The 24,124-nt window shown below is 70.7% G+C and carries 18 protein-coding genes; 11 read left to right on the top strand and 7 right to left on the bottom strand.

All coding sequences use genetic code 11. The features are described 5' to 3' along the window. Positions 1-14 precede the first annotated feature (14 nt). The 3 genes from yqhD (at position 15) to AC07OZ_RS03645 (ending at position 2,736) form a co-directional block, all read left to right on the top strand. Positions 15-1,178, top strand: coding sequence for an alcohol dehydrogenase (gene yqhD / locus AC07OZ_RS03655; protein ID WP_495465791.1), 1,164 nt, complete (start codon positions 15-17; stop codon positions 1,176-1,178). Positions 1,179-1,252: 74 nt separating this feature from the next. Beyond that, positions 1,253-2,170 (top strand): AraC family transcriptional regulator, encoded by a 918-nt coding sequence (locus AC07OZ_RS03650; protein WP_495465790.1) that lies wholly within the window; start codon positions 1,253-1,255, stop codon positions 2,168-2,170. Positions 2,171-2,325: 155 nt separating this feature from the next. Then, positions 2,326-2,736, top strand: a complete 411-nt coding sequence (locus AC07OZ_RS03645; RefSeq protein ID WP_495465789.1) for a response regulator — start codon at positions 2,326-2,328, stop codon at positions 2,734-2,736. 31 nt (positions 2,737-2,767) lie between these two features. On the opposite strand, the gene msrA is transcribed toward AC07OZ_RS03645, so the two are convergent. The 3 genes from msrA to msrB all read right to left on the bottom strand — a co-directional run bounded on the left by msrA (position 2,768) and on the right by msrB (position 6,086). Next, positions 2,768-3,538 carry a peptide-methionine (S)-S-oxide reductase MsrA gene (gene msrA / locus AC07OZ_RS03640; protein WP_495465788.1) on the bottom strand — a complete coding sequence of 257 codons (771 nt, stop codon included), beginning with the start codon at positions 3,536-3,538 and terminating at the stop codon, positions 2,768-2,770. A 31-nt stretch (positions 3,539-3,569) separates the two neighbouring features. Next, positions 3,570-5,474, bottom strand: coding sequence for a cytochrome c biogenesis protein DipZ (locus AC07OZ_RS03635; RefSeq protein ID WP_495465787.1), 1,905 nt, complete (start codon positions 5,472-5,474; stop codon positions 3,570-3,572). A 75-nt stretch (positions 5,475-5,549) separates the two neighbouring features. Then, entirely contained in the window at positions 5,550-6,086 is a 537-nt protein-coding gene (gene msrB, locus AC07OZ_RS03630; protein ID WP_495465786.1) for a peptide-methionine (R)-S-oxide reductase MsrB, read from the bottom strand. Between the two features lie 154 nt (positions 6,087-6,240). Here msrB and AC07OZ_RS03625 point away from each other — a divergent pair, with 154 nt between their 5' ends. Together AC07OZ_RS03625 and AC07OZ_RS03620 are read left to right on the top strand one after the other, a co-directional pair. Next, positions 6,241-6,984, top strand: coding sequence for a response regulator transcription factor (locus tag AC07OZ_RS03625; protein WP_495465785.1), 744 nt, complete (start codon positions 6,241-6,243; stop codon positions 6,982-6,984). A 23-nt stretch (positions 6,985-7,007) separates the two neighbouring features. Further along, a complete protein-coding gene (locus AC07OZ_RS03620; protein ID WP_495466482.1) occupies positions 7,008-8,534 on the top strand; it encodes a sensor histidine kinase in 1,527 nt (508 codons plus the stop codon). On the opposite strand, the gene AC07OZ_RS03615 is transcribed toward AC07OZ_RS03620, so the two are convergent. From AC07OZ_RS03615 to AC07OZ_RS03600, 4 genes are all read right to left on the bottom strand, one after another. Beyond that, complete coding sequence (locus tag AC07OZ_RS03615) at positions 8,503-13,677, bottom strand: hypothetical protein (RefSeq protein WP_495465784.1); 5,175 nt, start codon at positions 13,675-13,677, stop codon at positions 8,503-8,505. The genes AC07OZ_RS03620 and AC07OZ_RS03615 overlap by 32 nt on opposite strands. Positions 13,678-13,896: 219 nt before the next feature. After that, positions 13,897-15,012 (bottom strand): hypothetical protein, encoded by a 1,116-nt coding sequence (locus AC07OZ_RS03610; RefSeq protein WP_495465783.1) that lies wholly within the window; start codon positions 15,010-15,012, stop codon positions 13,897-13,899. A gap of 117 nt (positions 15,013-15,129) precedes the next feature. Beyond that, positions 15,130-15,822, bottom strand: a complete 693-nt coding sequence (locus AC07OZ_RS03605; protein WP_495465782.1) for a hypothetical protein — start codon at positions 15,820-15,822, stop codon at positions 15,130-15,132. A 9-nt stretch (positions 15,823-15,831) separates the two neighbouring features. Beyond that, positions 15,832-17,376: a helix-turn-helix transcriptional regulator gene (locus AC07OZ_RS03600; RefSeq protein ID WP_495465781.1), complete on the bottom strand. Its 1,545-nt coding sequence runs from the start codon at positions 17,374-17,376 to the stop codon at positions 15,832-15,834. A gap of 311 nt (positions 17,377-17,687) precedes the next feature. On the opposite strand from AC07OZ_RS03600, the gene AC07OZ_RS03595 reads away from it, so the two are divergent. Genes AC07OZ_RS03595 through sctR form a run of 6 tightly spaced genes read left to right on the top strand, consistent with a single transcriptional unit; the run spans position 17,688 to position 24,087 of the window. Next, on the top strand, positions 17,688-18,392 hold the full coding sequence (locus tag AC07OZ_RS03595) for a GNAT family N-acetyltransferase (RefSeq protein ID WP_495465780.1): 705 nt from the start codon (positions 17,688-17,690) through the stop codon (positions 18,390-18,392). A 3-nt stretch (positions 18,393-18,395) separates the two neighbouring features. Further along, complete coding sequence (sctU, locus tag AC07OZ_RS03590; RefSeq protein ID WP_495465779.1) at positions 18,396-19,511, top strand: type III secretion system export apparatus subunit SctU; 1,116 nt, start codon at positions 18,396-18,398, stop codon at positions 19,509-19,511. After that, the gene (sctV, locus tag AC07OZ_RS03585; protein WP_495465778.1) at positions 19,508-21,574 is read left to right on the top strand and encodes a type III secretion system export apparatus subunit SctV; all 2,067 of its coding nucleotides are present in this window, start codon (positions 19,508-19,510) and stop codon (positions 21,572-21,574) included. The genes sctU and sctV overlap by 4 nt, the downstream gene beginning before the upstream one ends. 41 nt (positions 21,575-21,615) lie before the next feature. Next, on the top strand, positions 21,616-22,401 hold the full coding sequence (locus AC07OZ_RS03580) for a type III secretion HpaP family protein (RefSeq protein WP_495465777.1): 786 nt from the start codon (positions 21,616-21,618) through the stop codon (positions 22,399-22,401). Next, positions 22,398-23,453: a FliM/FliN family flagellar motor switch protein gene (locus AC07OZ_RS03575; protein ID WP_495465776.1), complete on the top strand. Its 1,056-nt coding sequence runs from the start codon at positions 22,398-22,400 to the stop codon at positions 23,451-23,453. The genes AC07OZ_RS03580 and AC07OZ_RS03575 overlap by 4 nt, the downstream gene beginning before the upstream one ends. After that, a complete protein-coding gene (gene sctR / locus AC07OZ_RS03570; RefSeq protein ID WP_495465775.1) occupies positions 23,431-24,087 on the top strand; it encodes a type III secretion system export apparatus subunit SctR in 657 nt (218 codons plus the stop codon). The genes AC07OZ_RS03575 and sctR overlap by 23 nt, the downstream gene beginning before the upstream one ends. The last annotated feature ends 37 nt before the right edge of the window (positions 24,088-24,124 follow it).

Here is a 24,124-nt window from a genome sequence, read left to right as displayed (position 1 = left end):
CGGAGCCGAAAGCCATGAACAACTTCAGCCTCAACACGCCCACCAAGATCCTGTTCGGGAAGGGCCAGATCGCCGAGCTCGGCAAGGAGATCCCCGCGGACGCCCGCATCCTGATCACCTACGGCGGCGGCAGCATCAAGAAGAACGGCGTGCTGGACCAGGTCCGCGCCGCGTTGACCGGCCGCACGGTGTTCGAGTTCGGCGGCATCGAGCCCAACCCGACCTTCGAAACCCTGATGAAGGCCGTGGAGGTCGTCAAGGCCGAGCAGGTCGACTTCCTGCTCGCCGTCGGCGGCGGCTCCGTCGCGGACGGCACCAAGTTCATCGCCGCGGCGGCGCAGTACGACGCAGCGCGCGACCCGTGGGAGATCCTGCTGACGCGCGGTTCGAAGGTCAAGAGCGCCGTGAAGATGGGCGTCGTGCTGACGCTGCCCGCCACCGGCTCGGAGTCCAACAACGGCGCCGTCGTCAGCCGGAAGGCGACCGGCGACAAGCTGCCGTTCTTCTCGGCCTTCACCTACCCGGTGTTCGCCGTCCTCGATCCGGTGACGACCTACAGCCTGCCCGCGCGCCAGGTGGCCAACGGCGTCGTGGACGCCTTCGTCCACACGGTCGAGCAGTACCTGACCTATCCCGCCGAGGGCCGCATCCAGGACCGCTTCTCCGAAGGCATCCTGCTGACGCTGATCGAGGAAGGCCCGCGCGCGCTGGCCGAGCCCGAGAACTACGACGTCCGCGCCAACGTGATGTGGAGCGCGACGCAGGCGCTGAACGGCCTGATCGGCGCCGGCGTTCCGCAGGATTGGGCAACGCACATGATCGGCCACGAACTGACCGCGATGCATGGCCTGGACCACGCGCAGACGCTGGCGGTCGTGCTGCCGTCGGTGCTCGAGTACAAGAAGGAACAGAAGCGCGCCAAGCTGCTGCAATACGCGGACCGCGTCTGGGGCCTGCGCGACGGCAGCGAGGAGCAGCGCATAGCCGGCGCGATCGCGGCCACGCGTGCCTTCTTCGAGCAACTGGGCGTCGGCACGCGCCTGTCCGCCTACGGCCTGGACGGCAGCTCGATCCCGGCGATGATCGCCAAGCTGAAGGAACACGGCGGCACCGCGCTGGGCGAGCACCAGGACATCCGGATCGAGGACAGCCAGCGCATCCTCGAAGCGGCCCGCTGATCCTCGGCTGAGACTCCCCGTCGAGGCGCACGCGGTCTGCAGGCCGCGTGCGCCCGAAGTCCTTTGAAGCACCCATGGCGACCACCCTCAACGACAGCATCCGACGGCGGATCATCGATACCGCGATCCGCTACAAGTCGGGTTCCTTCTCGACGCCGTCGCCGGTGGCCGGCGTCCGGATCCTCTATTCCGAGACCTCCCACCCGCGCACGCCGGTTTTGTACGAGCCGTCCATCGTCATCGTGGCGCAGGGCGCGAAGGTGGGTTACGTCGGCGAGAAAACCTTCCGCTACGACGCGGACAACTACCTGCTGCTGACGGTCCCCCTGCCCTTCGAATGCCAGACGATCGCGAGCAAGGCCAAGCCCTTCGTCGGCCTGTCGATCGACATCGACACGGCGGTGCTCCAGGAGCTGCTGATCGAGCTGGAGGACGAGCGCCTCGATCGCCCGGCCAGCCTCGATTCCACCGGCGTCAACAGCGCGGCGTTCACCGAGGACGTGCTCTGCGCCATCGAACGCCTGTTCGACGCGATGCACCGGCCGCGCGACGCCAAGGTGCTGGGCAAGCTCATCCTCAAGGAAATCATCTATCACGTGCTGTGCGGCGAAAGCGGCGCGGCGTTGCAGGCGCTGGCCAACCGCCACACGCACTTCGCGCAGGTGACGAAGGCGCTGCAGCACATCGAGTCCCACTACGCCAAGCCGCTCAGCGTCGAGCAGCTGGCCGGCCTGGTGAACATGAGCGTGTCCGCCTTCCATCACAACTTCAAGGCGGTGACCAACACCTCGCCGCTGCAGTACGTGAAGAGCTACAAGCTGCACAAGGCCCGGCTGATCATGCTCAACGAAGGCGTGAAGGCCGGTGTCGCGGCCACGCGCGTGGGCTACGAGAGCCCGTCGCAGTTCAGCCGGGAGTTCAAGCGCTACTTCGGCGCCACGCCCGTGGACGAGGTCGCGCGGTTGAGGGCGTTCAGACCGTCGGTCTCCTGAAGGGCGCGGGCTCGGGTCCGTACGCGGGCTTCGGATGTCGGTGATTTGCCGACACGCGATGCGGAACAAGCCGCACGCGCGGCACCGAAGTCCGGAGATACCGCGCGACATGGCGCCGCGTGACACTGCGGGCACGCCATCGAAAGACGCCCGCCATGAAGATCCTCCTCGTCGACCCCTCCCCCTCCTGGATCGCCACCCTGCGCCACCGGCTCGGCGACGTGCCCGGCGCCGTCGTGGTGGCCCAGTGCGCCTGCGAGAACCACGCTGTGATCACCGCCGTCCTGTGCCAGCCTGACGTCGTCATCTGCGACGTGGCCTTGAGCGAAGGTTCCGGCCTGAACACGGTGGCCCGCATGCGCCAGGCAGGCTTCCGCGGCGTCGCCTTCGCGATCAGCAACGCGGACGAGGCGCTGTTCGGTCCCCGCTGCATGGAGGCTGGCTTCAACGGCTTCTACAGCCGGGAATTCGAGCTGGAGCTGCTCCTGGACACGCTGCGCGAGTTCGGCGACGCGCCGCTGACCTTCCATCAGCCCAAGCTCCAGCAACTGGCCGTGGCCGCTTGATCCATCGCGGCACGCATGCCGCTCGCGATGCTCAGGGGTTGCGCGTCAGCACCGCCGTCGCCCGCCAGCGCTGCGGAAACAGCTGCCGGAGCTGATCCACCTTCGGCAGATCGTTGATCACGATGTACGGATGGCGCGGGTTGCGCTCCAGGAAGTCCTGGTGATAGCCCTCCGCGGGATAGAACGCCTTGCCCGCCTCCACCTTGGTCGCGAGCGACTTCGGATACGCCCGCGCCGCGTCCAGTTGCGCGATGTAGGCCTGCGCGACGCGCGCCTGCTCGGCATCCTTCGGGAAGATCGCCGAACGGTATTGCGGTCCGGTGTCCGGTCCCTGCCGGTTGAGTTCCGTCGGATCGTGCGCGACCGAGAAGAAGATCTGCAGCAGCGCGCCGTAGCTGACCTGCTTCGGGTCGTAGGTGATCTCCACCGATTCCGCGTGGCCGGTCAGGCCGCTGCCCACCATCTCGTAGTGCGCGGTGCCGGCATTGCCGCCCGCGTAGCCCGAGACCACGCGGGTCACGCCCTTCACGTGCTGGAACACGCCCTGCACGCCCCAGAAGCATCCGCCCGCGAAGACGGCGGTTTCCGTGGTGCGGGCACTGTCGGCGGCAACGTCCGACGTCGGCGCCACGACGACGGTCGCCGGCGTGGCCGAACGCCCCACCGCCAGCTGCTGCGTGCCGAGGAACGCCAGCGGCAACGCCACGGCGCCGAGGAGCAGCAGGCGCCGGCCGCTCGAGGTCCTGCCGCCGGACGATCTCGTGTCCGACGGATCGCGACGGGGGTGGGAGGGCGTGTTCATGGTCATCCTTTCGTGGCCTCGCGGGCCCGGTTCAACCGAAGGTGAAGGCGTAGACGAGCACGCCGGGATCGAGGAACTCGATGCTGAAGTCGCGGTCCTTCAACGGGCCGTCGCCTTGCCGGACCAACTGGTACAGGCGCTGGCCGCTGACGGTGCCGGTGCCGTCGGCGTCCACGTCGATGCCGTGCGCGGCGCCCGGCCGCTGGCCGTCCAGCGTGACGCGGAACCTCACCGTCTTCCCCGCCGGAGCCCCGAGCACCAGGTGCAGGTCCCGTGCATGGAAGCGGTAGACCACCCGCGCCAGCGGCTTGACTGCGGTCGCCTGCTGCGGACCGACGCGCCATTCCCCGTTCAGCGCCCAGTCGTTGAGGGCCAGTTGCGCGGGTGCCGCGTAGGCAGCCGACTGGTCGTGCGCGGCGGTCGGCCGGGATGCGAAGCGTTCGGCGCGTTCATAACCGACGTAGGTTTCCGGGGAGGACACCTCCTGGCTCCCGCCGGCCGACTCGACGCCCTTCGCCTGGACCTGGACCACTCCGGCATCCATCCGGTCGCTGCCGTTCTCGCGCAGCAGCTGCTGGATGACCGCCTCCGAGCGCGCGTATTCGCCTTCGCCGAAGTGCTGGAAGCGGACCCGCCCCTGCCCGTCGATGAAGTAGTGCGCCGGCCAGTAGCGGTTGGCGAACGCGCGCCAGATCGCGAAGTTGTTGTCGACGGCGATCGGATAGGTGACGCCCAGGTCCCGCGCGGCCTTGCGCACGTTGTCGACGTCGCGCTCGAAGGCGAACTCCGGCGCATGCACGCCGATCACGACCAGCCCCTGATCGCGGTACTTCTCCGCCCAGGCCTTCACGTAGGGCAAGGTCCGCAGGCAGTTGATGCAGGAGTAGGTCCAGAAGTCGATCAGCACGACCTTGCCGCGCAGCGCCTCGGCGGACAGCGGCTTCGAGTTCAGCCACTGCACGGCGCCGTCGAGCGACGGCAGGCCGCCGAGGTCCGGCAAGGCGCCTTCGCCGCCATGGCCGCCCGACATCATCATGGCGCCGGTCGATCCGCCGTTCCCGCCGGACATGGCCCCCGACATGGCGCCCGACATGGCGCCTGTCATCGCACCGGTCATCGCACCCTGCATGGCGTTCTTCGGCGCCGTCGCGTTGCCGGTGTCGGCGGCGGCCATCATGGCCGACGGCGACGGCGCCATGGCAGCAGGCGCGCCGTCGTTCTGAAGGCGCTCCAGCAATCGCTGCTCGAGGCCCCCGGTCGACGCGATGGACAGCTGCGACAACGCGCCGGTGTCGAGTCCCAGCGCGATGGCGGCAACGCCGGCGAGCATCGCGACGCCGAGGCCGCGACGCAGCCACTCGCCGCTGCCCAGATGGCGCTTCATGGCCGCGAACACGCGTTGCCCCGCCAGCAACGCGACCGCCAGCGAGGTGACGGCGCCCAGTCCGTAGGCCAACAGCAGCAGGCTCGTATGGACACCGGCCCCTTGCAGTGCCGCCGTGGTCAGCACCAGTCCGAGGATCGGCCCCGCGCACGGTGCCCAGAGCAGCCCGGTCGCGATGCCCAGCACCAGCGAGGACCAGGGGCCACCGCGCCCTGACGATTGCGCGCTCGACGACAGCCGATCCCCCGCCGCGACGAACGGACGCGCGACGGCGTCGGCCAACCGCGGCCACAGCAGCGCCAGCGCGAACACCGCCATCAGCACGAGTGCCACCGCCCGGCCCGCCTGGTTGGCATGCACCACCCAGCCGCCGCCGACCGCGGCCAGCGTGGCCACGAGCGTGAACATCAGCGCCATGCCCGCCAGCATCGGCAGCACCGAGCGCGTGAACGGCTGGCCCGCGCGGGCGAAGACGAAAGGCAGCGCCGGCAGGATGCAGGGGCTGACGATGGTCAGCACGCCGCCGAGGTAGGTCAGGAGGAGCAGCAGCATTCGGAGGTCCGGAGTCTGAAGATCGAGGAAGAAGTGCAAGCCGTGACCGGCGTCAGCGCCCTGTCGGCCGACGCGTCACGCCGAAGTGGCGGCGAAGCTCATCGACACGCCGTTCATGCAATAGCGCAGGCCGGTCGGACGCGGTCCGTCGTCGAACACGTGGCCGAGGTGTCCGCCGCAGCGCCGGCAATGGACCTCCGTCCGCGCCATGCCCAGCGTCGAGTCCGTGCGGGTCGCCACGGCATTGGCCAGCGGCTGCCAGAAGCTCGGCCAGCCCGTGCCGCTGTCGAATTTGGTCGCCGAGGAGAACAGCGGCAGCGCGCAGCCCGCGCAGGCGAAGGTGCCGCGCCGGTGCTCGCCGTTGAGCGGGCTGCTGTACGGGCGTTCGGTGGCCTCCTGGCGCAGCACGGCGAAGCTTGCCGGGGACAGCTTCGCGCGCCATTCGGCTTCGGTGAGGACGACCTCGAAACGCTCGGCTGCTGCCGGAGCGGCCTCCGCCGCGGGCATCAGGCCTGGCGCATCCGACGACGGCCAATGGCGCGCGGCGGCGCCGACAAGGACAGCGCCGGCGGCTGTGCCGCCCAGGACGAGGAATCGGCGTCGAGTGCTCATGGCGTGGCTCCTGATCAGCTTTCCAGAGTCCCGGTCCAGGGACGATGGTCGTCAGCGTACGCAGCGGGCCTCCCGAAGTCCTCACGCAAAGTTCAAATAAATGTGAGAACTCCGGATCGGCTCGCGGGCCGGGCCAGCGGAGAGAATGCCGGCCATGGTCAGCGATCCACCCAAACAGCCGCCTGCACATCAGCCCAAGCGCCTGCTGCTCGTCGAAGACGACGCCCACATCGCCGAACTGCTCGCGCTGCACCTGCGCGACGAGCGCTACGAGGTCGTGCACTGCGCCGACGGAGCCGAAGGCCTGCGCCTGACCGAACAGGGCGGCTGGGACCTGCTGGTCCTGGACGTGATGTTGCCCGGCGTGGACGGGCTCGAGATCTGCCGCCGCGCGCGGGCCATGCCGCACTACGTGCCCATCGTGATCATCAGCGCGCGCGGTGGCGAGCTGCATCGCATCCTCGGTCTGGAACTGGGCGCGGACGACTACCTGGCCAAGCCGTTCTCGGTGCTGGAACTGGTGGCGCGCGTGAAGGCGCTGCTGCGCCGGACCGAGGCGATGTCGCGCAGCGCGAAGCTCGATGCCGGCAGCGTCGCGCTGGACGGCCTGTTCATCGATCCGATCGCGCGTCTGGCCCGGTTGGAAGGTCGAGCGCTCGAGCTCACGCCGCGCGAGTTCGACCTGCTCTACTTCTTCGCCCGGCAGCCGGGCCAGGTGTTCTCTCGGCTCGACCTGCTCAATGCCGTCTGGGGCTACCAGCACGAAGGCTACGAACACACCGTCAACACGCACATCAACCGGCTGCGCGCCAAGATCGAGGCCGACCCGTCCAACCCCGCGCGCATCCTCACCGTCTGGGGCCGCGGCTACAAGATGGCGCCGCCGGCCGGGACCTGACGATGAGACTGCCGCTGAGCCTGATGCGACTGAACCTGACGCAGCTGAACCTGACGCAACGCCTGGCCCTGGTCTTCGCCGGGCTGCTGCTGCTGTGCTCCGGCGCCTCGGCCTGGCTGCAGGTGCGTTCCAGCCGCATGCACGAGCAGGAGGTGGTGCAAGGCCTGTCGCGCGACCTCGCCGCGCACATCGCGGCCCAGGCCCCGCTGATGGACGAGCGCGGACCGATGCCGGGCGCGGTGCGGCGGCTCTTCGGCCAGCTGATGGCGGTGAACCCGAGCGTGGAGGTCTACCTGCTCGACACCGAAGGTCGCGTCGTGGAGCATGCGGCGCCGCAGGGTCACCTCGTGCGCGAGCGCGTCGACGTCGACCCGATCCGCCGCTTCCTGGCCCACGCGCCGCTGCCCATCACCGGCGACGATCCCCGCAGCGCCGCGCGCAAGGTGTTCAGTGCCGCGCCGCTGCGCGTCGGCGACCGTGACGCGGGTTTCGTCTACGTCGTGCTGCTGGGCGAGGCGCATGACCGGCTGGCGGGCCTCGACGCGACCGGCAACGCGTTGCGTGCGGCGCTGTGGTCCATCGCGATCGTGGCGCTGCTGTGCCTGGCGGCCGGCCTGATCGCCTTCGGCCTGATCACGCGGCCGTTGCGGCGCCTGGCGGAAACCGTGCGCCGCTACGACATCGACGACGCGGCGTCGCCGGACCTGCTCGTCGACGTCGGATCGCCGGCCGACGCGGCGCGCGACGAGATCGCCGTGCTGCGCGCGGCGTTCTCGCAGATGGCGACGCGCATCGGCGAGCAATGGCGGCGCCTGTCGCGCCAGGACGAACAGCGCCGGGAGATGGTGACGACGATCTCCCACGACCTGCGCACGCCGCTGTCGTCGCTGCACGGCTACCTCGAGACGCTGCTGCTGAAGGACGGCCAGCTCGACGCCGCCCAGCGGCGCCGCTACCTCGAGATCGCGATCGAGCAGAGCACCGCGGTGGGCGGCCTCGCGCGCTCGCTGTTCGAGCTCGCCCGGCTGGAGCAGGGATTCGTGGAGCCGCAGCTGGAGTCGTTCCAGCTGACGGACCTGGTGCAGGACGTCTTCCAGAAGTTCGAGCTGGCCGCCGCGCAGCGGCAGGTCACGCTGAGCGCGCAGTTCGATGGTCCCGTGCCGCCGGTGGAGGCGGATCTGGGGCTGATCGAGCGCGTGCTGACCAACCTGCTGGACAACGCGCTGCGTCACACGCCGGCCGGCGGACAGGTGCAGGTCACGCTCAGCCCGGCGCCGGCCGCGCAGGTGCGCGTGACGCTCGCCGACACCGGTCCCGGCATCGATCCGGCGCGGCGCGCGGATCTCTTCCAACGCCCGTTCAACGCGGACGGTGCGCGACGGGGCGGCGGACTGGGACTGCGCATCGTCCATCGCATCCTCGCGCTTCATGGCGCCGAAATCCGCTTGCTGGATGGCCCGGGCGCGGTGTTTGAATTCGCGCTGCCACAGGCACCGGGCGCGGCCTCTGCGGCCAGTCTCACGCCCTCACCGGCTGCGCATCGATCGTGATCAGGTCCCGCCCGCCGTGGGCGGTGTTGATCTTCCCGCCCAGCGTGATCTTGCCGCCGCCGAGGAATCGCTCGGCGAAGCCTTGCGGGCCTGCGTCCTTGTCCGCGGCTGCCTTCGGCGTCGCGCGGAACTCGCCGCTCGCCACCGACGAGTCCCGCGCGCGCTGATTCTGTTCGTTGACGAACAGCCGGAACGGCTGCCAGCTGGCTTCCGCCTCGACATGCGCCGCGATCTGCTTCTGCAGGTCCTTGATCTGCGCCGCCGCGCCCGCGTCCGCCGGCGCCCCCGGCCGCTCCAGCACCTTGATCCGCTCCAGGCAGGCGTTGATCGTGTCGGCCGCGTCGGGCGTCAGGCACTTGCGCTCGATGAACAGGCGGTTGTTGCCCGGCGGCAGGTTGACCATCTGCTGCAGGAAGCCCTTCAGCGCCTCGTCGCCGCCGCGCAGCACGCCGTCCGGACCGCGCTGGCCCAGCCGCGCCTGCCACTCGCCGCTCTCCTTGTTCACCAGCTTGATGAAGTCGTCCTGCACGGCGTACTCGCGGTGCTTGTACGAGATGTTCGGCTTGACCTTGCCATCCTCCGTGGTGATGCGCACGAAGCCGTTCTTCGCCTGGATCACCAGCTCCGTCTCCACGCCGACCTTGTGTCGCGCGAAGACGCCGACATCGGGCTGGTCGTCGCGCTTGATCGTCGGATGCGAGACGCCCACGCTCGCCGCCGCGCCCAGCGAGGTGCGCGAGCCGCTGCCCGCCTGCACCGTCTGCGTCGCGCCGGCCGTGTCCTTGGCCTTGCTGCGGTTCATGAAGGTGTGCTTGAGCGCGACGCCCGCCGTGCCCGACGCGCCGACCACGCCCGCGATCTTGCCGCTGCCGCTGCCGTCGGCGCTGAGCGAGCCGTTCACCTGGTGGGACTTGCCCTCGTTCCAGCCAAAGGAGATGTCGCGGTAGTCGCCGACCTTGTCCACCATCTGCGCCCACATCTCGCCGCCGTTGGCGGGACGCGCCGGCGCACCGCCCTGCCCATTCTGCGCCGCGAGCTCGAAGATCGAGTTCACCGTCAGCTCGCTCATGCGCTTCCAGCTGCCCTCGGGCGCCCGCATGGCCGCCGACTGCGCGGGCGTCAGCGAGGCCGTCAGTTCGTGGTGCTCCGCGCCCGTCTTGTTGGTGCGGATCATCAGCCCCTTGCTGAACAGGTGCGCCCCGCCCAGCCGCGCCATCGCCTGCACGCTGCCGCCCAGCTTGCCGACCTGCGCGCCCACGCGCACGCCGCCGCCCAGCATCTCGGTGACCTTGGTCTCGTTGCCGAGGAAGATCACCCCGGTGTTGGAGGCCACGCCCGCCTTGAGCACCGCCGTGCGGCTGTGGTCGACGTTGAACTCGCCCACCGGCGTGACGCCGGTCGTCACGCCGCCTATCCCGTCCACGCTGGCCACGCCGTAGCCGAACATGCCGCCGACGCCGAACTTGCGGCCGTCGCTGTAGTCCGTCATGTCGCCGCCGGCGACGACGGTGACCAGCACCTGGCGCAGGATGTCCTGCCGGCCCTGCGGCGTGGCGGCATTGAAATCGCGCTGCAACTGGTCAAGCTCGCTGTCCATCGCGGCCTTGCCGCGCAGGACCTTCAGGTCTCCCCGGAGCTGCGAGACCGCGTCCGCGCCGCCCTGCGGCACCGATCCGGGCGCGCCGGACGCACTGAGCCCTCCTGACTTCACCCAGTCGTTCAGCGTCCCGGGCAGCAGCGTCTTGTCCGTGTGCGCGGCGGCATCGGCATCCACGAGGGTCTGGTTCAACGCTGGCGGCGCCACGTGCGCCGGCGGCGGCGTTCCCGCCGGCGTCCCGGCGGGCGGCGGCGGATTGGAGATCTCGTCGTTGACGCGGACCGCGGCCGCGTCGATCTCGGCCTTCGTGAGTCGAAGCCCTTGCGTCAGGTCGATCAGCGGATCGGCGCCCGCGGGCACCTTCGCGTTCCACGCGTCCATCACCGCCAGGCGCATCACCGCGCGGGTCCGCTCGTCGACGGTCATGGTCGCGGCATTGGCCCGCACGTCGTTCATCAGCAAGGTCTTGCTCCGGTCCAGCGCGCCCTTGAGCCGCTTGGCGTGCTCGCCCGGCACGGTGCCGATCTCCGACCCCAGCGGTCCCGCCTGCATCAGCGTCTTCAGTGGTGTCTTGTCCTTGCCGACCTTGCGCCGCATCGAGTCGACCGGATGGCGGAGCGAGTCCCGCACGCCCGGTCCCGAGACCTCCGTCTTGCACGCCAGGTCGATGTACTTGCAGAACTTGTGCAGCCGCTTGGCCATCAGGTGGAAGTCGGTGCCGGCGCCGCTTTCGGTGAAACCGTTGCGCAGCGCGACGTAGGCGGGTTTCATCGCCGTGTTCGCCTCCGGCGTGCCCTGCGCCCGGTTCACGTTGTCCGCGGCGTAGAGGAAGGCCTGCGCGGCCAGCGTGGACCGGTGCTCCGGATCGCGGCGCCGCGCCGGGCCGCGGCGCATGTTGCCGGTGCCCAGGCGCGTGGGGTCGACCAGCTTGGCGTGCTCCGCGGGATCGACGCCCGGGGGCGGCGTCGTGAGCGCGGCGCGGAAGTCCGCCGGTGTCTGGTTGCCGCCGACGGCCAGGCCCTGCGCGAGCAAGGCGCTCTCGGCGCGCAGGCCGAGCTTGTAGTGCTCGACGGCACGCTCGGCATGCTGGCGCGTCTGGAACGCCGTCAGGGCCGTCGTGTGGGCGGCCTGGGCCGCGGGCGTCGGATTCGGCCCGAGCGCCGCCGGCATCGGCGCCGCGGGCGGCAGCGACAGGCCCTGCAGATCCAGCAGGGCCTGCATGCCGCCGGACGTGGCCGCGAGGGCGCGCTTGGCCTCATTGGCGAGCTTCGCCACCTCCGGCCCGGGCGGCGCCGTCGTCACGCCGGCCAGCGGCGACGGGACAGGCGTTCGAGGCACCATGCCCGACGGTGCCGGACCGCCACCATTCCAGAGCGCGTTGTAGACATGCGCGGCGACGTTCGGGTCGTCGGTGACCGTGCGCAGGGTCGTCGCGATCAGCAGCGCCTGCTCATGGCGCAAGGGATGGCCTTCGGGCCGGCCCGCCGGGTCGGGGTTGGGATGCGACAGCAGCGCCTGCGCCAGCGTCGTGCCGATCGGCGTGGATTCGGTAGCGTGCGTCTCGCTCGCGAACATGCGACCGACCTCCGACGCGAAGGCCTCCGCCTTGCCGAAGGCCGGCGGCGTCTCCGCCGCACGCTTCGTCCGGATGGACGCATCCGTCAGCAGATTGGCCGCGCCGCTGGCGGCGACCTTCACGTGCGCGTCGACCCGCTTCAGGGCGCCGTCGCTCAGGATCTTGTCCGTCGGAGTCCGGGGCGGTGGAACGCCGTTGTTGAACTTGGTCGGCGCGGTGCCGCTGCTGGAGCCGCTGATCGGCCCCACCGCGAAGTCCACCTTGACCGGCGCCATGCGCCGCTCCGTCGCGGCCAGCGGCCGGCTCAGCAGATTGTCCTTGGCCTTGTGGCCGAGGGTGCGCTCGTCTGGATGCGGCGGTTCGGGCTTGGGGCGGATCTCCTCGCACAACGCGTCGATCGCATGCTCGATCCGCTGCTGCGCCTGATCGGCGGCGGGCTTGAGTGCGTCGCGCGCTTGAGCACTGGTCAGGGCGGTCGCGTCCGCGCCGGTGGCCGCGGTCCGATCCAGGTCACGCTGCTGATTGGCGGCGGTCTCGATCGGCCCGCTCGTCTGCGCCTGGTTCTGGCACGTGGTCAGATGGCCGCGCTCGACATTGGCGGCCGTGAGGAGTTGCGCCACCACCGCCTGCTGCGCGGTGATGGCGTTCTGCGCCAGTGTGAGATCGGCGTTGGCCCGCTGCAGCGCGCGGCTGGGCGCCGGCGGCGGAGCGCCCGGCGCCGGCGCGGGCATCGCGGCCTGGGCGGCATTCACGGCCAGTTGGCACGCCTGGTGGTGGGCATGCAGATCGCCGCCGGGTTGCAGCCGGTCGCGCGCCTGCGCGTGGCGGTCAATGGCCGCGTCGGTGATCACCTGCTGCTTCGCTTCCGCGTCGCGATGGGTGGCGGCGGTGCGGGTGCTTTCCGCCGCGTCGGCCGTGGATTGGGCCAGCGTGCGATGGGCCTGCGTGGCGGCGGTCGCATCGGGCACGGCGGCCTGTGCGGCGGTCGCATGGGCCTGCATGTCCGCCTGCTCGGGCGCGGTCGGCAAGGTCAGCGCGTTCAAGTCCCGGCTGGCGTCGGCGAGCCGCGTGATCGCATCGCGGGCCGCCGTCACCCGCTGCCGGGCGGCGGCCTCCGCCGCGATGCCCGTGCGCTGGTCTGCCTGGGCGGTCGCGAGGTTGGTCCTGTGCGTGCCGATGGCGGTGTCGTTGAGGGTCTGGCGGTTCTCTGCGGCCGTGACCGCTTGGCTCAGTCGCTGAAGGGCCGCATTGGCGTTGTCCCGGTCCGTCGTCGCCTGCGCGATCTGCTGCGCACGGGTCGGCGCCGCGGCCCCTGCTCCAGGCGCTGGTTGTGCCGGCACCGGGGGATCGGGTGGGAGGCTTTGCGCGCGCCGCAGCGCGCGCTCGGCGTTGTTCAGGTTGGTCCTCTCCGCTCCCCAGGCGGGATCGTTGCGGGCGGCGCGCACCGCCGTCTCGAGCACGGGCACCTGTGCCTGCGCCGCGTCCAGCAGGCCTTGATGCCGGTTCACGTCCCCTTGGAGATTGGGCAGGGCCGCGGCCGTCTGCTGGGCCTGCGTCTGCGCGGCGGCCAGCTCGGCCTGACGGCGCGGCGCTTCGGCCACCGCCGCGGCGGCCGCGGCGGTGCCGCGCTGCTGGAGATCCTGGATCGATTGCTGGCGCTGGTTGAACGCGGCATTGGCCGAGGCCTCGCCGTCCACGTGCGCCGCCACCTGACCATGCGCGCCGTGCGCCTGGTCCATGGCCGTCGCGATGTCGGGCAGCACGGCCGGCGTCTGGGGCTGCGTCTGCGCTTGCGCAGTCCCGGTCCGACCGAACAGGTTCATCCGCGGCCGCTGGCTCTGCCGGGTGGCCACGGTGCCGGCCGTCGGGGTCAGGCCTTGCAGTCCACCGGGTGTCGTTGCGTTCTGCGTTGGCGCGTTCTGCGTTCCGCCGGTCGTGGGCGCTGGCGTCGTCAGAGGCGGCGGTGGCATGCCGCGGCTGCGTGCGAAGAACTGGACCATCGACCGTCCCCTGATGTCTTTCGCGAGACTGTCGGGCGTAGTTCGTTCGGGAGGTCGCCGCGAGCCGAAGCGGCTGTCGACGAACCGAAGTCCTCGATGAGGCGCCAGCACGCAAGCGCTGGGTGACTGCCGAGTCCGCTGGCCCTCACCCCTGCCCTCTCCCGCAAGCGGGAGAGGGAGTAAGAGCGATCAGGCGCGCGGAGGCATCCCGGTCAGGACGTCGCGCAGCCGCTCGATCGCCCGCTCGATCGTGGCGGCGGCCACATCAGCCGCTTCGCGCTGATCGTCGAAGGTCCGCGCGCTGGCTTCGGCGCGCTGGTCCGCCTTGGCCGCCGCGCCCCGGCGCGCGGACCGGTTCTGGACGGCCGCCGCCTCGGCGCCCTGGTGGCGCATCAGGTCGTTGCGCCGCATCACCACGACGATGTGTTCCGCGTCGACCTCGCCGGTGAGGCGGCGGATCGCGACCCGCTGCATCGCGATCGCCGCGCCGCAGTCCTGCGCCTGCCACTGCAGCCGCGCGCCGGGCGCGACGGCGGCCACCGCGTCGGCATGCGCCTGGACGCAGCGCGCGTGTTGCGCCAGCTGCACCGTCAACGCGTCGCTGGCCGCGTCGGTGTGGCCGATGTCCTCGACCACCCGCGCCGACGCGGCGACCGCGCGCCGGTGCTCGGACAGCGACGTCCTCGCGTCGTCGAGCGCGGTCCCGGCCGCGCCGCCCAGCGCGGTCAGGGCCAGCGAATGCGTGCGGGCAGTCCGGTTCAAGGCGCCGATCGCGTCGAGCAGCCGCATCTCCGCCGCCCGCGCCGCGTCCCGGCGCATCAGCGCCGCCGCCAGCCCGTCCCGGTAGGCGCCGGTCGCCCTCGCCAGGGCGGCGGCGTGTTCCGACAGTGCGGGCGAGCGCCGGCTCATCCGTTCCTCGCTGCGCTGCAGACTCCCGGCGGCCTCGTCCAGGGCCTCCTGGGCCCGGTTGGTCACGGCTTGTCGCGTGGCCAGTTCAACCCCGGCAGCGCCGAGCGTGGCAGTCACCTGCTGGCGGATCCCCAGGATCGCGCCCTCGCATTCGGCCTGGGCGGCTTCGGCCGCCAGCACACGATCCATGCGCAGCGGCAGCGCCTGACGCGCGTCCTGCATCGCCTCGATGGCGGCGGCGAGCTGCTTCACGCGCGCCGCCTTCCGGGCCTGCAGCGCCTGCTCGGCCTGCCGCGCGCGCACCCGGGCGCTGACGGCCAGCTGCGGCGTGTTGGAGGTGACGAAGAGACCCGCGGCGTCGGTGCCCTGCGGCCGCCCATGGTGGACATCGAACATCAACGTTCCTCCTGATACGTTTTCACACCACTGTGGATCGATTCGCATCGGAAGGTAACCGGGGAACGAAGCGCCCATCGGCCATGCGAAGGGGGCGCGTCGTCCCTTGATCCGGGTTCACGGCCGGCCCTCCGGCCGCCCGCCCCTGTCCCCTGCCGCATCGCCGGACGAGTCACGGGGCGCGATGTCCAGCCAGCCCGCCGCGATCATCACGACCAGCGCCGCGACCGCCGCCAGCACCGCGCCCCAGCTGGCGATGCGCATGCGCGGCGAGCGGCCGACGCGCTCCGTCGCCTCGGGCCGGATGCCCTCGATGCGCGACGCGCTGCGCCGCGGCTGGATGCGCGATTCGGGCCCGACGATGCGCCCCGCGCCGTCCGCAGCGTCGACGCTCTGCGCCCACACGTCATCTTCCGGTGGCGGTGAACGCCGCGCCGACGACGCGCCGCGACGCACGACCGGTCCCGGCGTGCCGCGCGGCGGCGCCTTGCCCTTGCCGCCACTGGCCGACGCGCGCGCGGTCGCCTTCGCGCCGCCGTCCGATCCCGTACTCGAGGCCGCCGGTGCCAGGTCTGAACCCCGGTCGCTCGAGGCATCGCCGGTGACGCGATCCTCCTCGTCATCGAGCAGATGCCGCGTCACCGCGCCCATCAGCCGGCTGGCCGAGGCCTGACGGCGCCCGCTGGCCTCATCGCGCCGGCGTGCCGACGGATCCCCGGGCAGCGGCCGGACCTCCTCGGCGGAGGACGCCGACGCACTGGCCGACGACGACGCGGGCCGCGCCGGAAGTCGAGGCGGATCGCCGCGCATGGCGCGGACTCAGACGCCGTCGACGGAGAACTCGCGCCGGCTGGCCTCGGCGCCCGCGCCGCCGGCGACGGCCGCCGCCACCGTCGCCGCGATGGCCGGCAGCTCCGCGAAGCTCGGCAGGCTCGCCGTGGCGCTCGGGGTCTCGCCGAACTGCTGGCGGTAGTTGTGCGCCAGCGTCGAGCGGTTGGCCATGCCCCAGCGCGCCGCGACCGCCAGCACGCTGTCGCGTCCGGCCATCTGCTGCAGCTCCGTGCGGATGCAGGCCATGCGCAGCTTGCGGATCACCTCCGCCGGCGTCAGGCCGAGGTTGGCGCGGAAGGCCATCTGCAGCGCGCGCTCGGTGACGTCGATCTCCGCGGCGATGCGGCGGACCGACAGCGCCCGGTCGTGCAGGTGGTCGAGGATGTATTGATAGGCGCGGCGATAGCGCGGCGGCAGACGCAGCTGATCGGCGTCGGCCTGCTCGGCGCGCTCCTGCTGCTCGAGGAAACGCGAGTACGGCACCCGCGTCAGCTCGAAACGCAGCCGCGCCAGCGACAGCTGCGCATGCTGGCGATAGCAGCGCAGCGCGTCGGAGTGACGGCCGTTCATCGCATGCAGCTTGGATGCGCAGTAGCGCAGCTCGATCGCATGACGGTGGTGCAGCTGACGCGCATCGTCGATGGCCAGCGGCCCGAGGATGTCGTAGGCGGTGCGCGCCTGGCCCCGGTCCAGCAGCGCCAGCGCGGCCTCGACCCGGGCACGCTCCTCCATCGGTGCGAGGCGGCGGTCGCGATACCAGCGCACGCCGTCGAAGAGGCCGTCCACGCTTTCACCCGCCTGGCCACTCTGCCCCCCCTGACCACTGGCCAGCGCGGGCTCATGCGACACGAGCGCCACCAGGAAGTCGAGTCGCGCCACCACGCCCGGCAGCGCCGCCAGCGCAATCGCCGACGATCGCAGCGCCGCGCGCACGTCGCGGTCGCGCGGCAACTCCGCACCGGCGAGATCGTCGTAGTGCCGCAGCGCGCGACAGACCTGGAGCTCGAGCTCGATCGCCGTCAGCAGCGGCATCATCAGCGAAGGCGCCGCCATCGCGTCGGCAAGCGCCATCGCGAAGGCCAGCGTGCGTGCCGCGCGGCGGTGCTCACCCATGGACTGCATCGCCTGCGCCATGCCGGCCAGCGCCTCGACCCGCAGCGCCGGCGGCGCGTCTTCCGCGTCGGCGACCACGTTGAAGGTCTCCGCCGCGCGGCCCGGCTTGTTCAGGTGAAGGAACAGGAAGCCCCGGTCCATCGACGACAGCCAGCGCACCTGCGCGCGCGGCAGGCCTTCATACATCTTCAGCTGCTTCTGGAACAGTTCCTCGGCCTGCTCGTCGCGGCCCGCGGCCAGCAGCGCCTGACCGAGCACCTGGCCCAGCGCCGCGAGCCGCTCGGGATCGCCGCCCGCCCCCCGATCGAGCCGCCCCAGTCCGAGCCGCAAGGCCTCCTGCACATCGCCGCGCGCCACCGCGGTGGCGACATCTCCATCCTGCTCGGCAAGTCTCAAACTGCCCAAGGTCAGCAACAACATGTGAACTCCCCTTCAATGCGTATCGGATGCGTACTGGATGTGTTCTGGATCGGTTTGAACCCGTGTTCATCGCGGATTCGCCGCCTTCCTTCGTTCGCCGATCATTCGTTTCGGCGTGAGCCCATGCTAGGGAGGCGCGTTCCCGGGCAGCCTCATGTCTTCACGATGAAATCCTCAACAATCCTCAACACGAAGTGAGCGCCGGACCGGCTCGCCCGGCCCGGGTTCGCGTCCGCGTCGATCGCTTCGCCCCCTCCTCGCCCCGCGTCGACGGCCGCAGGGACAGTGCGCCTCAACCCCGAGGAGCTTCCGTGTCCCTAGCCCTGCCTCACGCCGAGAAGAACGCCAGCGCGATCTCCGATGCGATCCCCGACGTCCTGTCGCTGCGGCCCGCGACGACGCAGGACGCGGCCTCCGTCGCGGCGATCTACAACGCCTCGCTGCGCACGCCGCCCTATCAGCCGGACGGCGTGAGCGAGGCCGACGGCGCGCGCTGGGTCGCGGAGCAACTCGCCAAGGTCAAGGACAAGGACGCGGTCAAGGACGCCAACTACATCGGACCGATGAGCGTGCCGATGGCGAAGCTGCAGATCGAGCTGCACCAGTTCTATCGCCGCCCGATGGTGATGGCGACGCAGCGCGGCGAGACCGTCGGCTGGATGGGCTCGCTCGGCCTGCACGACCGGCCCGGCCTGTCCTCGCTGTTCGAGCTGTCCTACTACGTCGCGCCGCGCTGGCGCGGACGCGGCGTCGGCACGCGGCTGATCAAGCACCTGATCACGCAGGCGCCGGTGTGGCGCGTGGACCGCCTGATGGCCATGGTGTGGAGCGACAACGCCGCCAGCCTGTCCGTGTTGCGGCGCGCCGGTTTCAGCAGCTGGGGCGAACTGCCCGGCGCGGTCACCGCTTTCGGCAAGCGGCGCGACATGGTGCTGCTCGGCATGACGCTGGCCGACCCCCCGCGGGACTTCGGGGACACCGAAGCCGCGGAAGCCACGGACAGCGCGGCCCCCTGAGCCATGGGGGAAAAGACCGAACAACCCAGCCAGAAGAAGCTGGACGACGCGAAGAAGAAGGGCCAGTCGCCCAAGAGCCAGGACATCAACGCCGCAGCCGGCCTGCTGGTCGTCACCGTCTGCCTGAGCGCCGCCAGCGCCACCGCGCTCAGTCACCTGGAGCGGCTGTTCTCGCTGGCCAGCGGTGTCGGACTGCAGGCCAGGACCGACAGCGACATGTTCGCCGTCGCCTACGACATCGCGATCGAGGGCCTGTGGATCGTGCTGCCCTTCGTCGTCGCGGCGATCTTCGTCGGTCTGCTCGCGTCCTTCGCGCAGGTCGGCTTCAACATCACCTTCGAGCCGCTGACCCCCAACTTCGACAAGGTCAATCCAGGCTCCGGGCTCAAGAAGCTGATCTCGCTGCGCTCGATCATCGAGTTCGTGAAGACCGTGTTCAAGGCGCTCCTGGTCGGCAGCGTGATCGCGATCATCACCATGGGCCTGATCCCGCTGATGGTCGGCGCCGCGACGCAGACGCCGACGGGCGTGGCCACGGTCGCGTGGACGGCGATGCTCAAGCTCTTCGTCGCGGCGGTGATCGCGCTGGTCGTGCTCGGTCCCGTCGACTTCGCGCTGCAGCGCTGGCTGTTCATCCGCGACCAGCGCATGGACAAGGACGAGCTCAAGCGCGAATACAAGGAAATGGAAGGCGATCCGATGGTCAAGGGCCAGCGCAAGCGCCTGGCCTTCGAGATGGCCAACAGCGATCCGAAGAAGACGGTGCCCAACGCGACCGTGGTCGTCACCAACCCGACGCACTACGCCGTCGCGCTGCGCTACCAGCCCGGCGTGACGCCGCTGCCGCTGATCGTCGCCAAGGGCGCGGACGCGCAGGCGATGGAGATCCGCCGGATCGCGGAAGCCTCGGGCGTGCCCATCGTCGGCGATCCGCCGCTGGCGCGCGCGCTGTTCAAGGTGCCGGTCGACGAGACGGTGCCCGAGGCGCTGTTCGAGGCCGTCGCCACCGTGCTGCGCTGGGTGTCGATGCTGGATGGCATGGGCGGGAAACCCGCAGGGAACGGCGGCGGCGGTGGCAGTGGCGGCGGTAGCGCCAAACCAAGCGGGAGCAAGACATGAGCAAGGCACTGGGTGACAAGAGCACCCTCGGCAACGACCTCGCGATGAGCTTCCTGGTGGTGGCGATCGTCGGCCTGATGATCCTGCCGCTGCCCACGGTGGCCATCGACAGCCTGCTGGCGGTCAACCTGGCGGTGAGCGTGCTGCTGCTGATGACCTCGCTGTTCATCCCGAACGCGGTGGCGCTGTCCTCCTTCCCGTCGCTGCTGCTGTTCACGACGCTGTTCCGGCTGTCGCTGAACATCGCGTCGACCAAGTCCATCCTGCTGCACGCCGACGCCGGTCACCTGATCGAGAGCTTCGGCGAGCTGGTCGTCGGCGGCAACCTGGTCGTCGGCATCGTGGTGTTCATCATCATCACGGTGGTGCAGTTCATCGTGATCTCCAAGGGCTCGGAGCGCGTGGCCGAGGTCGGCGCGCGCTTCACGCTGGACGCGATGCCGGGCAAGCAGATGAGCATCGACGCCGACCTGCGCGCGGGCCTGCTCACCGGCGACGAGGCGCGCCGCAAGCGCGCGCTGCTCGGCATGGAAAGCCAGATGCACGGCGGCATGGACGGCGCGATGAAGTTCGTCAAGGGCGACGCCATCGCGGGCCTGATCATCACGCTGGTCAACATCCTGGCGGGCATCGTCGTCGGGATCATGTACCACGGCATGACGGCCGGCGAGGCGGCCAACCGCTTCGCGGTGCTGTCGATCGGCGATGCGATGGTGTCGCAGATCCCCTCGCTGTTCATCTGCGTGGCCGCCGGCGTTCTGATCACCCGCGTGGCCGACGAGCATCAGAAGAAGCCGCGCTCGCTGGGCCAGGAGATCGTGGCGCAGATGACCGCCAACGTGCGGGCGATGTACCTCGCGGCGGGGCTGACGGTGGCCTTCGCGGCGGTGCCGGGTTTCCCGGCGATCCAGTTCCTGGCGCTGGGCATCGGGTTGGCGCTCGCGGGCCGCTACCTGGCGCGCCAGCGCAAGAGCGGCGAGGCGCAGAGCGTCTCCGCCCCGATCGCCGCGCTGCAGCGCGAAGGCGCCAAGGGCGACGCGCCGTCGATCATGCAGGAGGCGCCGCACTTCTCGCGGCCGCTGGCCGTGCGCATGTCGCCGGCGCTGGCGGCACTGCTGCTGCCGCACATGCTGGACCAGGCGATCGAGCGCGAGCGGCTGCAGTTGCAGGCGATGCTGGGCGTGCCCTTCCCCGGCGTGTGCATGTGGGTCGAAGCGACGTTGGAGGACCTGCGCTTCGAGGTGCTGATCAACGACGTGCCGGTGCGTCACATCGCGCTGCCGGGCCGTCTGCTCATGATCCCGACGGCGCTGGCGGGCGAGCCCTGGGCCGCGTCGGCGGCGACGCACGGCGCCCTGCTGGACCAGCCCGGATCACAGTGGCTGCCGCCCGCCCAGGTGCCCGAGGCCGAACGGGCGAAGTGCCTGGACATCGAGCAGGTGATGGCGCGCCAGGTCATGCTGCTGCTGCGCCGCAACGCCCACCAGTTCATGGGCGTGCAGGAGATCCAGTGGATCGTCGACAAGGCCACCGCGGACTATCCGGGCCTGGTCGCCGAGGTCCAGAAGATCCTGCCGGTGCAGCGCATCGCGGAGGTGATGCGGCGGCTGCTCGAGGAGCAGGTGCCCATCCGCAACGTGCGCACGATCTTCGAGAGCCTGATCACCTGGGGCCCGAAGGAGAAGGACATGCTGCTGCTGACGGAGTACGTGCGCGGCGACCTCGGGCGCTACCTCGCGTTCGAGGCCAGCGGCGGACGCAACTACGTGTCGGCGATCCTGCTGGACGCGGGCGTCGAGCAGGCGATCCGGCAATGCATCAAGCCGACGCCGACCGGCAACTACCTGGCGATGCCGCCGGAGAGCGCCGCGGCCATCACCGAGAAGGTGCTGCGCATCGCCGGCGAGGTGCCTGAGGCCGGCGTGGCGGTGATCACGTCGATGGACATCCGGCGCTACGTGAAGAAGATCATCGAGTCGCGGCTGGAGGGTCTGCGCGTCTACTCCTACCAGGAGCTGGGCAACCAGGTCGAGCTGCGGCCGCTGGGCCGCGTGGCGGCTTGAGCCCCGCCTGAACTCGACGCGACGATCGTGGCCGCACGCCCATGAACGACGAAGAGATCCGCCGCATCCGGCGCCTCGTCGTCGCGGATCCGCAGATCCCGCCGCTGCCGCTGCCGGTGGACCTGCGGCAGGTGGAGCGCTTCCATCGCGCGCTCGGCGCCGTGCGCCGTGCAACGTCCGCGACCGATGCGGCGCCCGAGGCGCCGGCACCGCCGCCTCCGCCGGAACACGCCCCGTCGCCGCGGCACGAGGCGACGCACGCCTCGGTGGTCGCCGTCGCCGTGCCGTCCCGGGAGCGCTCAGAGCGCGCTGAACGCCACGACCGGAAAGAGTCCGGCTCGCCTTCCCGCAGGAGGGAAGCGTCACGCCACGACGGCGCCGTCCTCGTCGACGGCCATCGTCCGCGACCGCCCGTGATCGCCGTGGCCGAGGCCGGGGCACGTGAGGCGAGCGAGGCGCAGGAAGCCGAGGCCGGGCAGGACGCCGCGCTCGACGAGACCGTCACCGCGCCGCCGATGCCGATACCGCACGTGGCGTGGACACCGCTTCCGGAGGGCTGGGAGCGCGAGCTCGCCGACACCGTCGCGACGCTGTGCCGCAGCAGCGAGCCCAATTTCCACAGCTGGACCATCCAGGTGCCGGTCGACGCCGAGACCCTGCCCCACACCGAGCTGCGTCTCACGTTTTCGCCTCACCACCTGACGCTTCGCTTCAGCACGCAGTCGACGCGCTCGCTCGCCCTAATTTCGGCTCACCAGTCGCAGCTGCGCGCGTTGCTGGTCCGCGCGCTGCCCGGCGACCGGCACATCGAGATCGACATCACATGAACCGGCCGTCCTCCCCCGCCACCGACGACGCGACGACGCTCGCAGGCCGCCTGCCTGCGATGAGCGCCGCCGACGCAACGCTGTCTCGCGTGGCACACGATGCGCGCTTCGCCGACTGGCTGCGTGCCACGCTGCAGCATGCGGGCATCGGCATCACGCGGCAGCGAGAGACGATGCCATGGCGGCTCACCGTCGAGTCGGCGCAGGGCCGATTCCAACTGGGGCTGGACGCGACGGATTCGCCCGCGCTGCAGCTCGCCTGCGCGCATCAACCGCGCGACACGGCCTGCGCAGTCGTGACGCTGCTGCTGGCAGGCTGGGCGGAGGCCTTCGCGCCCATGCTCGGAGCGCTGCGCGTCGTGGACATCGAGCCGATCGCCGACGCGCGCGATGTCGCGGACGCATCGGCGCGACCCGTTCCGATCGTCCTCGGCGGTTCGATGCCTGTGGCGCTGGTGGACGCCGATCCCGCCGTGCTGGAACGCGTCATCGCGACCGTCTCCGCGTCCGGTGTCGACCTGACCCCGCTCGCGCCCTTGCCCTTGCGACCGGTCATCCGGCTGTTCGCGCGCACCTTCCCCCTGCACGTGCTGCGCGGACTCCGTCCGGGCGACACCGTGCTGGCCGGCGGCCAGCCGGCGCTGCTGCGCTGCGGCGTGGGCCGCGCGTTGCGAGCTTCCCTTCACATCGATCCCCAGGAGTTCACCGTGCACCTTGCCGAGCCGCCCGCCCTCTCCGACGACCCGGCTGCCTACGAAGCCGACCCTGCGGCCGCCGAGGGCACTGAAGCGCCGCAGTCCGCCGGCTCGCTCGACGAGCTGCAGCTGCCGGTGGCCTTCGAACTGGACACCGCGCGTGTCAGCCTGGCCGAACTGGCCAGCATGCAGCCGGGTTACGCCGTCGAGCTCGACGTGCCGCTGCGCGAGGCGACGGTGCGCCTGGTCTGCCACGGCCGCACGCTGGGCGTGGGACAGCTGATCGCCATCGGCGACCACCTCGGCGTGCGCATCACCCGGCTGGAGTTCGCGCATGTCGCCGCTGCAGCACGCTGATCCGGTTGCCCTCTTCCTGGTGCTGCTGGCGCTGGCGGCGCTGCCGTTCGCGGCCATGGTGGTCACCTCGTACACCAAGATCTCGATCGTGCTGGGCCTGCTGCGCAACGCGATCGGCGTGCAGCAGGTGCCGCCGAACATGGTGCTCAACGGCGTGGCGATCATCATCTCCTGCTACATCATGGCGCCGGTCTTCATCGAGGCGACCAAGGGCATGAGCGCCGCGTCCGCCGGAGGTTCGAGCACGCAGACGTTGATGGAGGCGGCGGACTCGGCGCGCGAGCCCTTCCGCAAGTTCCTCGACAAGCACGCCGAGGAGCGGGAGAAGCAGTTCTTCCTGAAGTCCGCCGCCATCATCTGGCCGGCCGACAAGGCCGCGGCGCTGAAGAAGGACGACCTCATCGTGCTGGCGCCGGCCTTCCTGCTGAGCGAGCTGACGGCGGCCTTCCGCATCGGTTTCCTGCTGTACCTGGCCTTCATCGTGATCGACATCGTCATCGCCAACGTGCTGCTGGCGATGGGTCTGTCGCAGGTGACGCCGAGCAACGTCGCCATCCCGTTCAAGCTGCTGCTGTTCGTCACGCTGGACGGCTGGTCGCGGTTGGTGCACGGGCTGGTGCTGACCTATCGATGAGCGATCGATGACGACCTTGAACACGATGACGACGCGA

This window comes from Roseateles sp. GW821-FHT09G03 (genome assembly GCF_059416045.1).
This window is presented reverse-complemented; position numbering and strand designations above follow the sequence as displayed.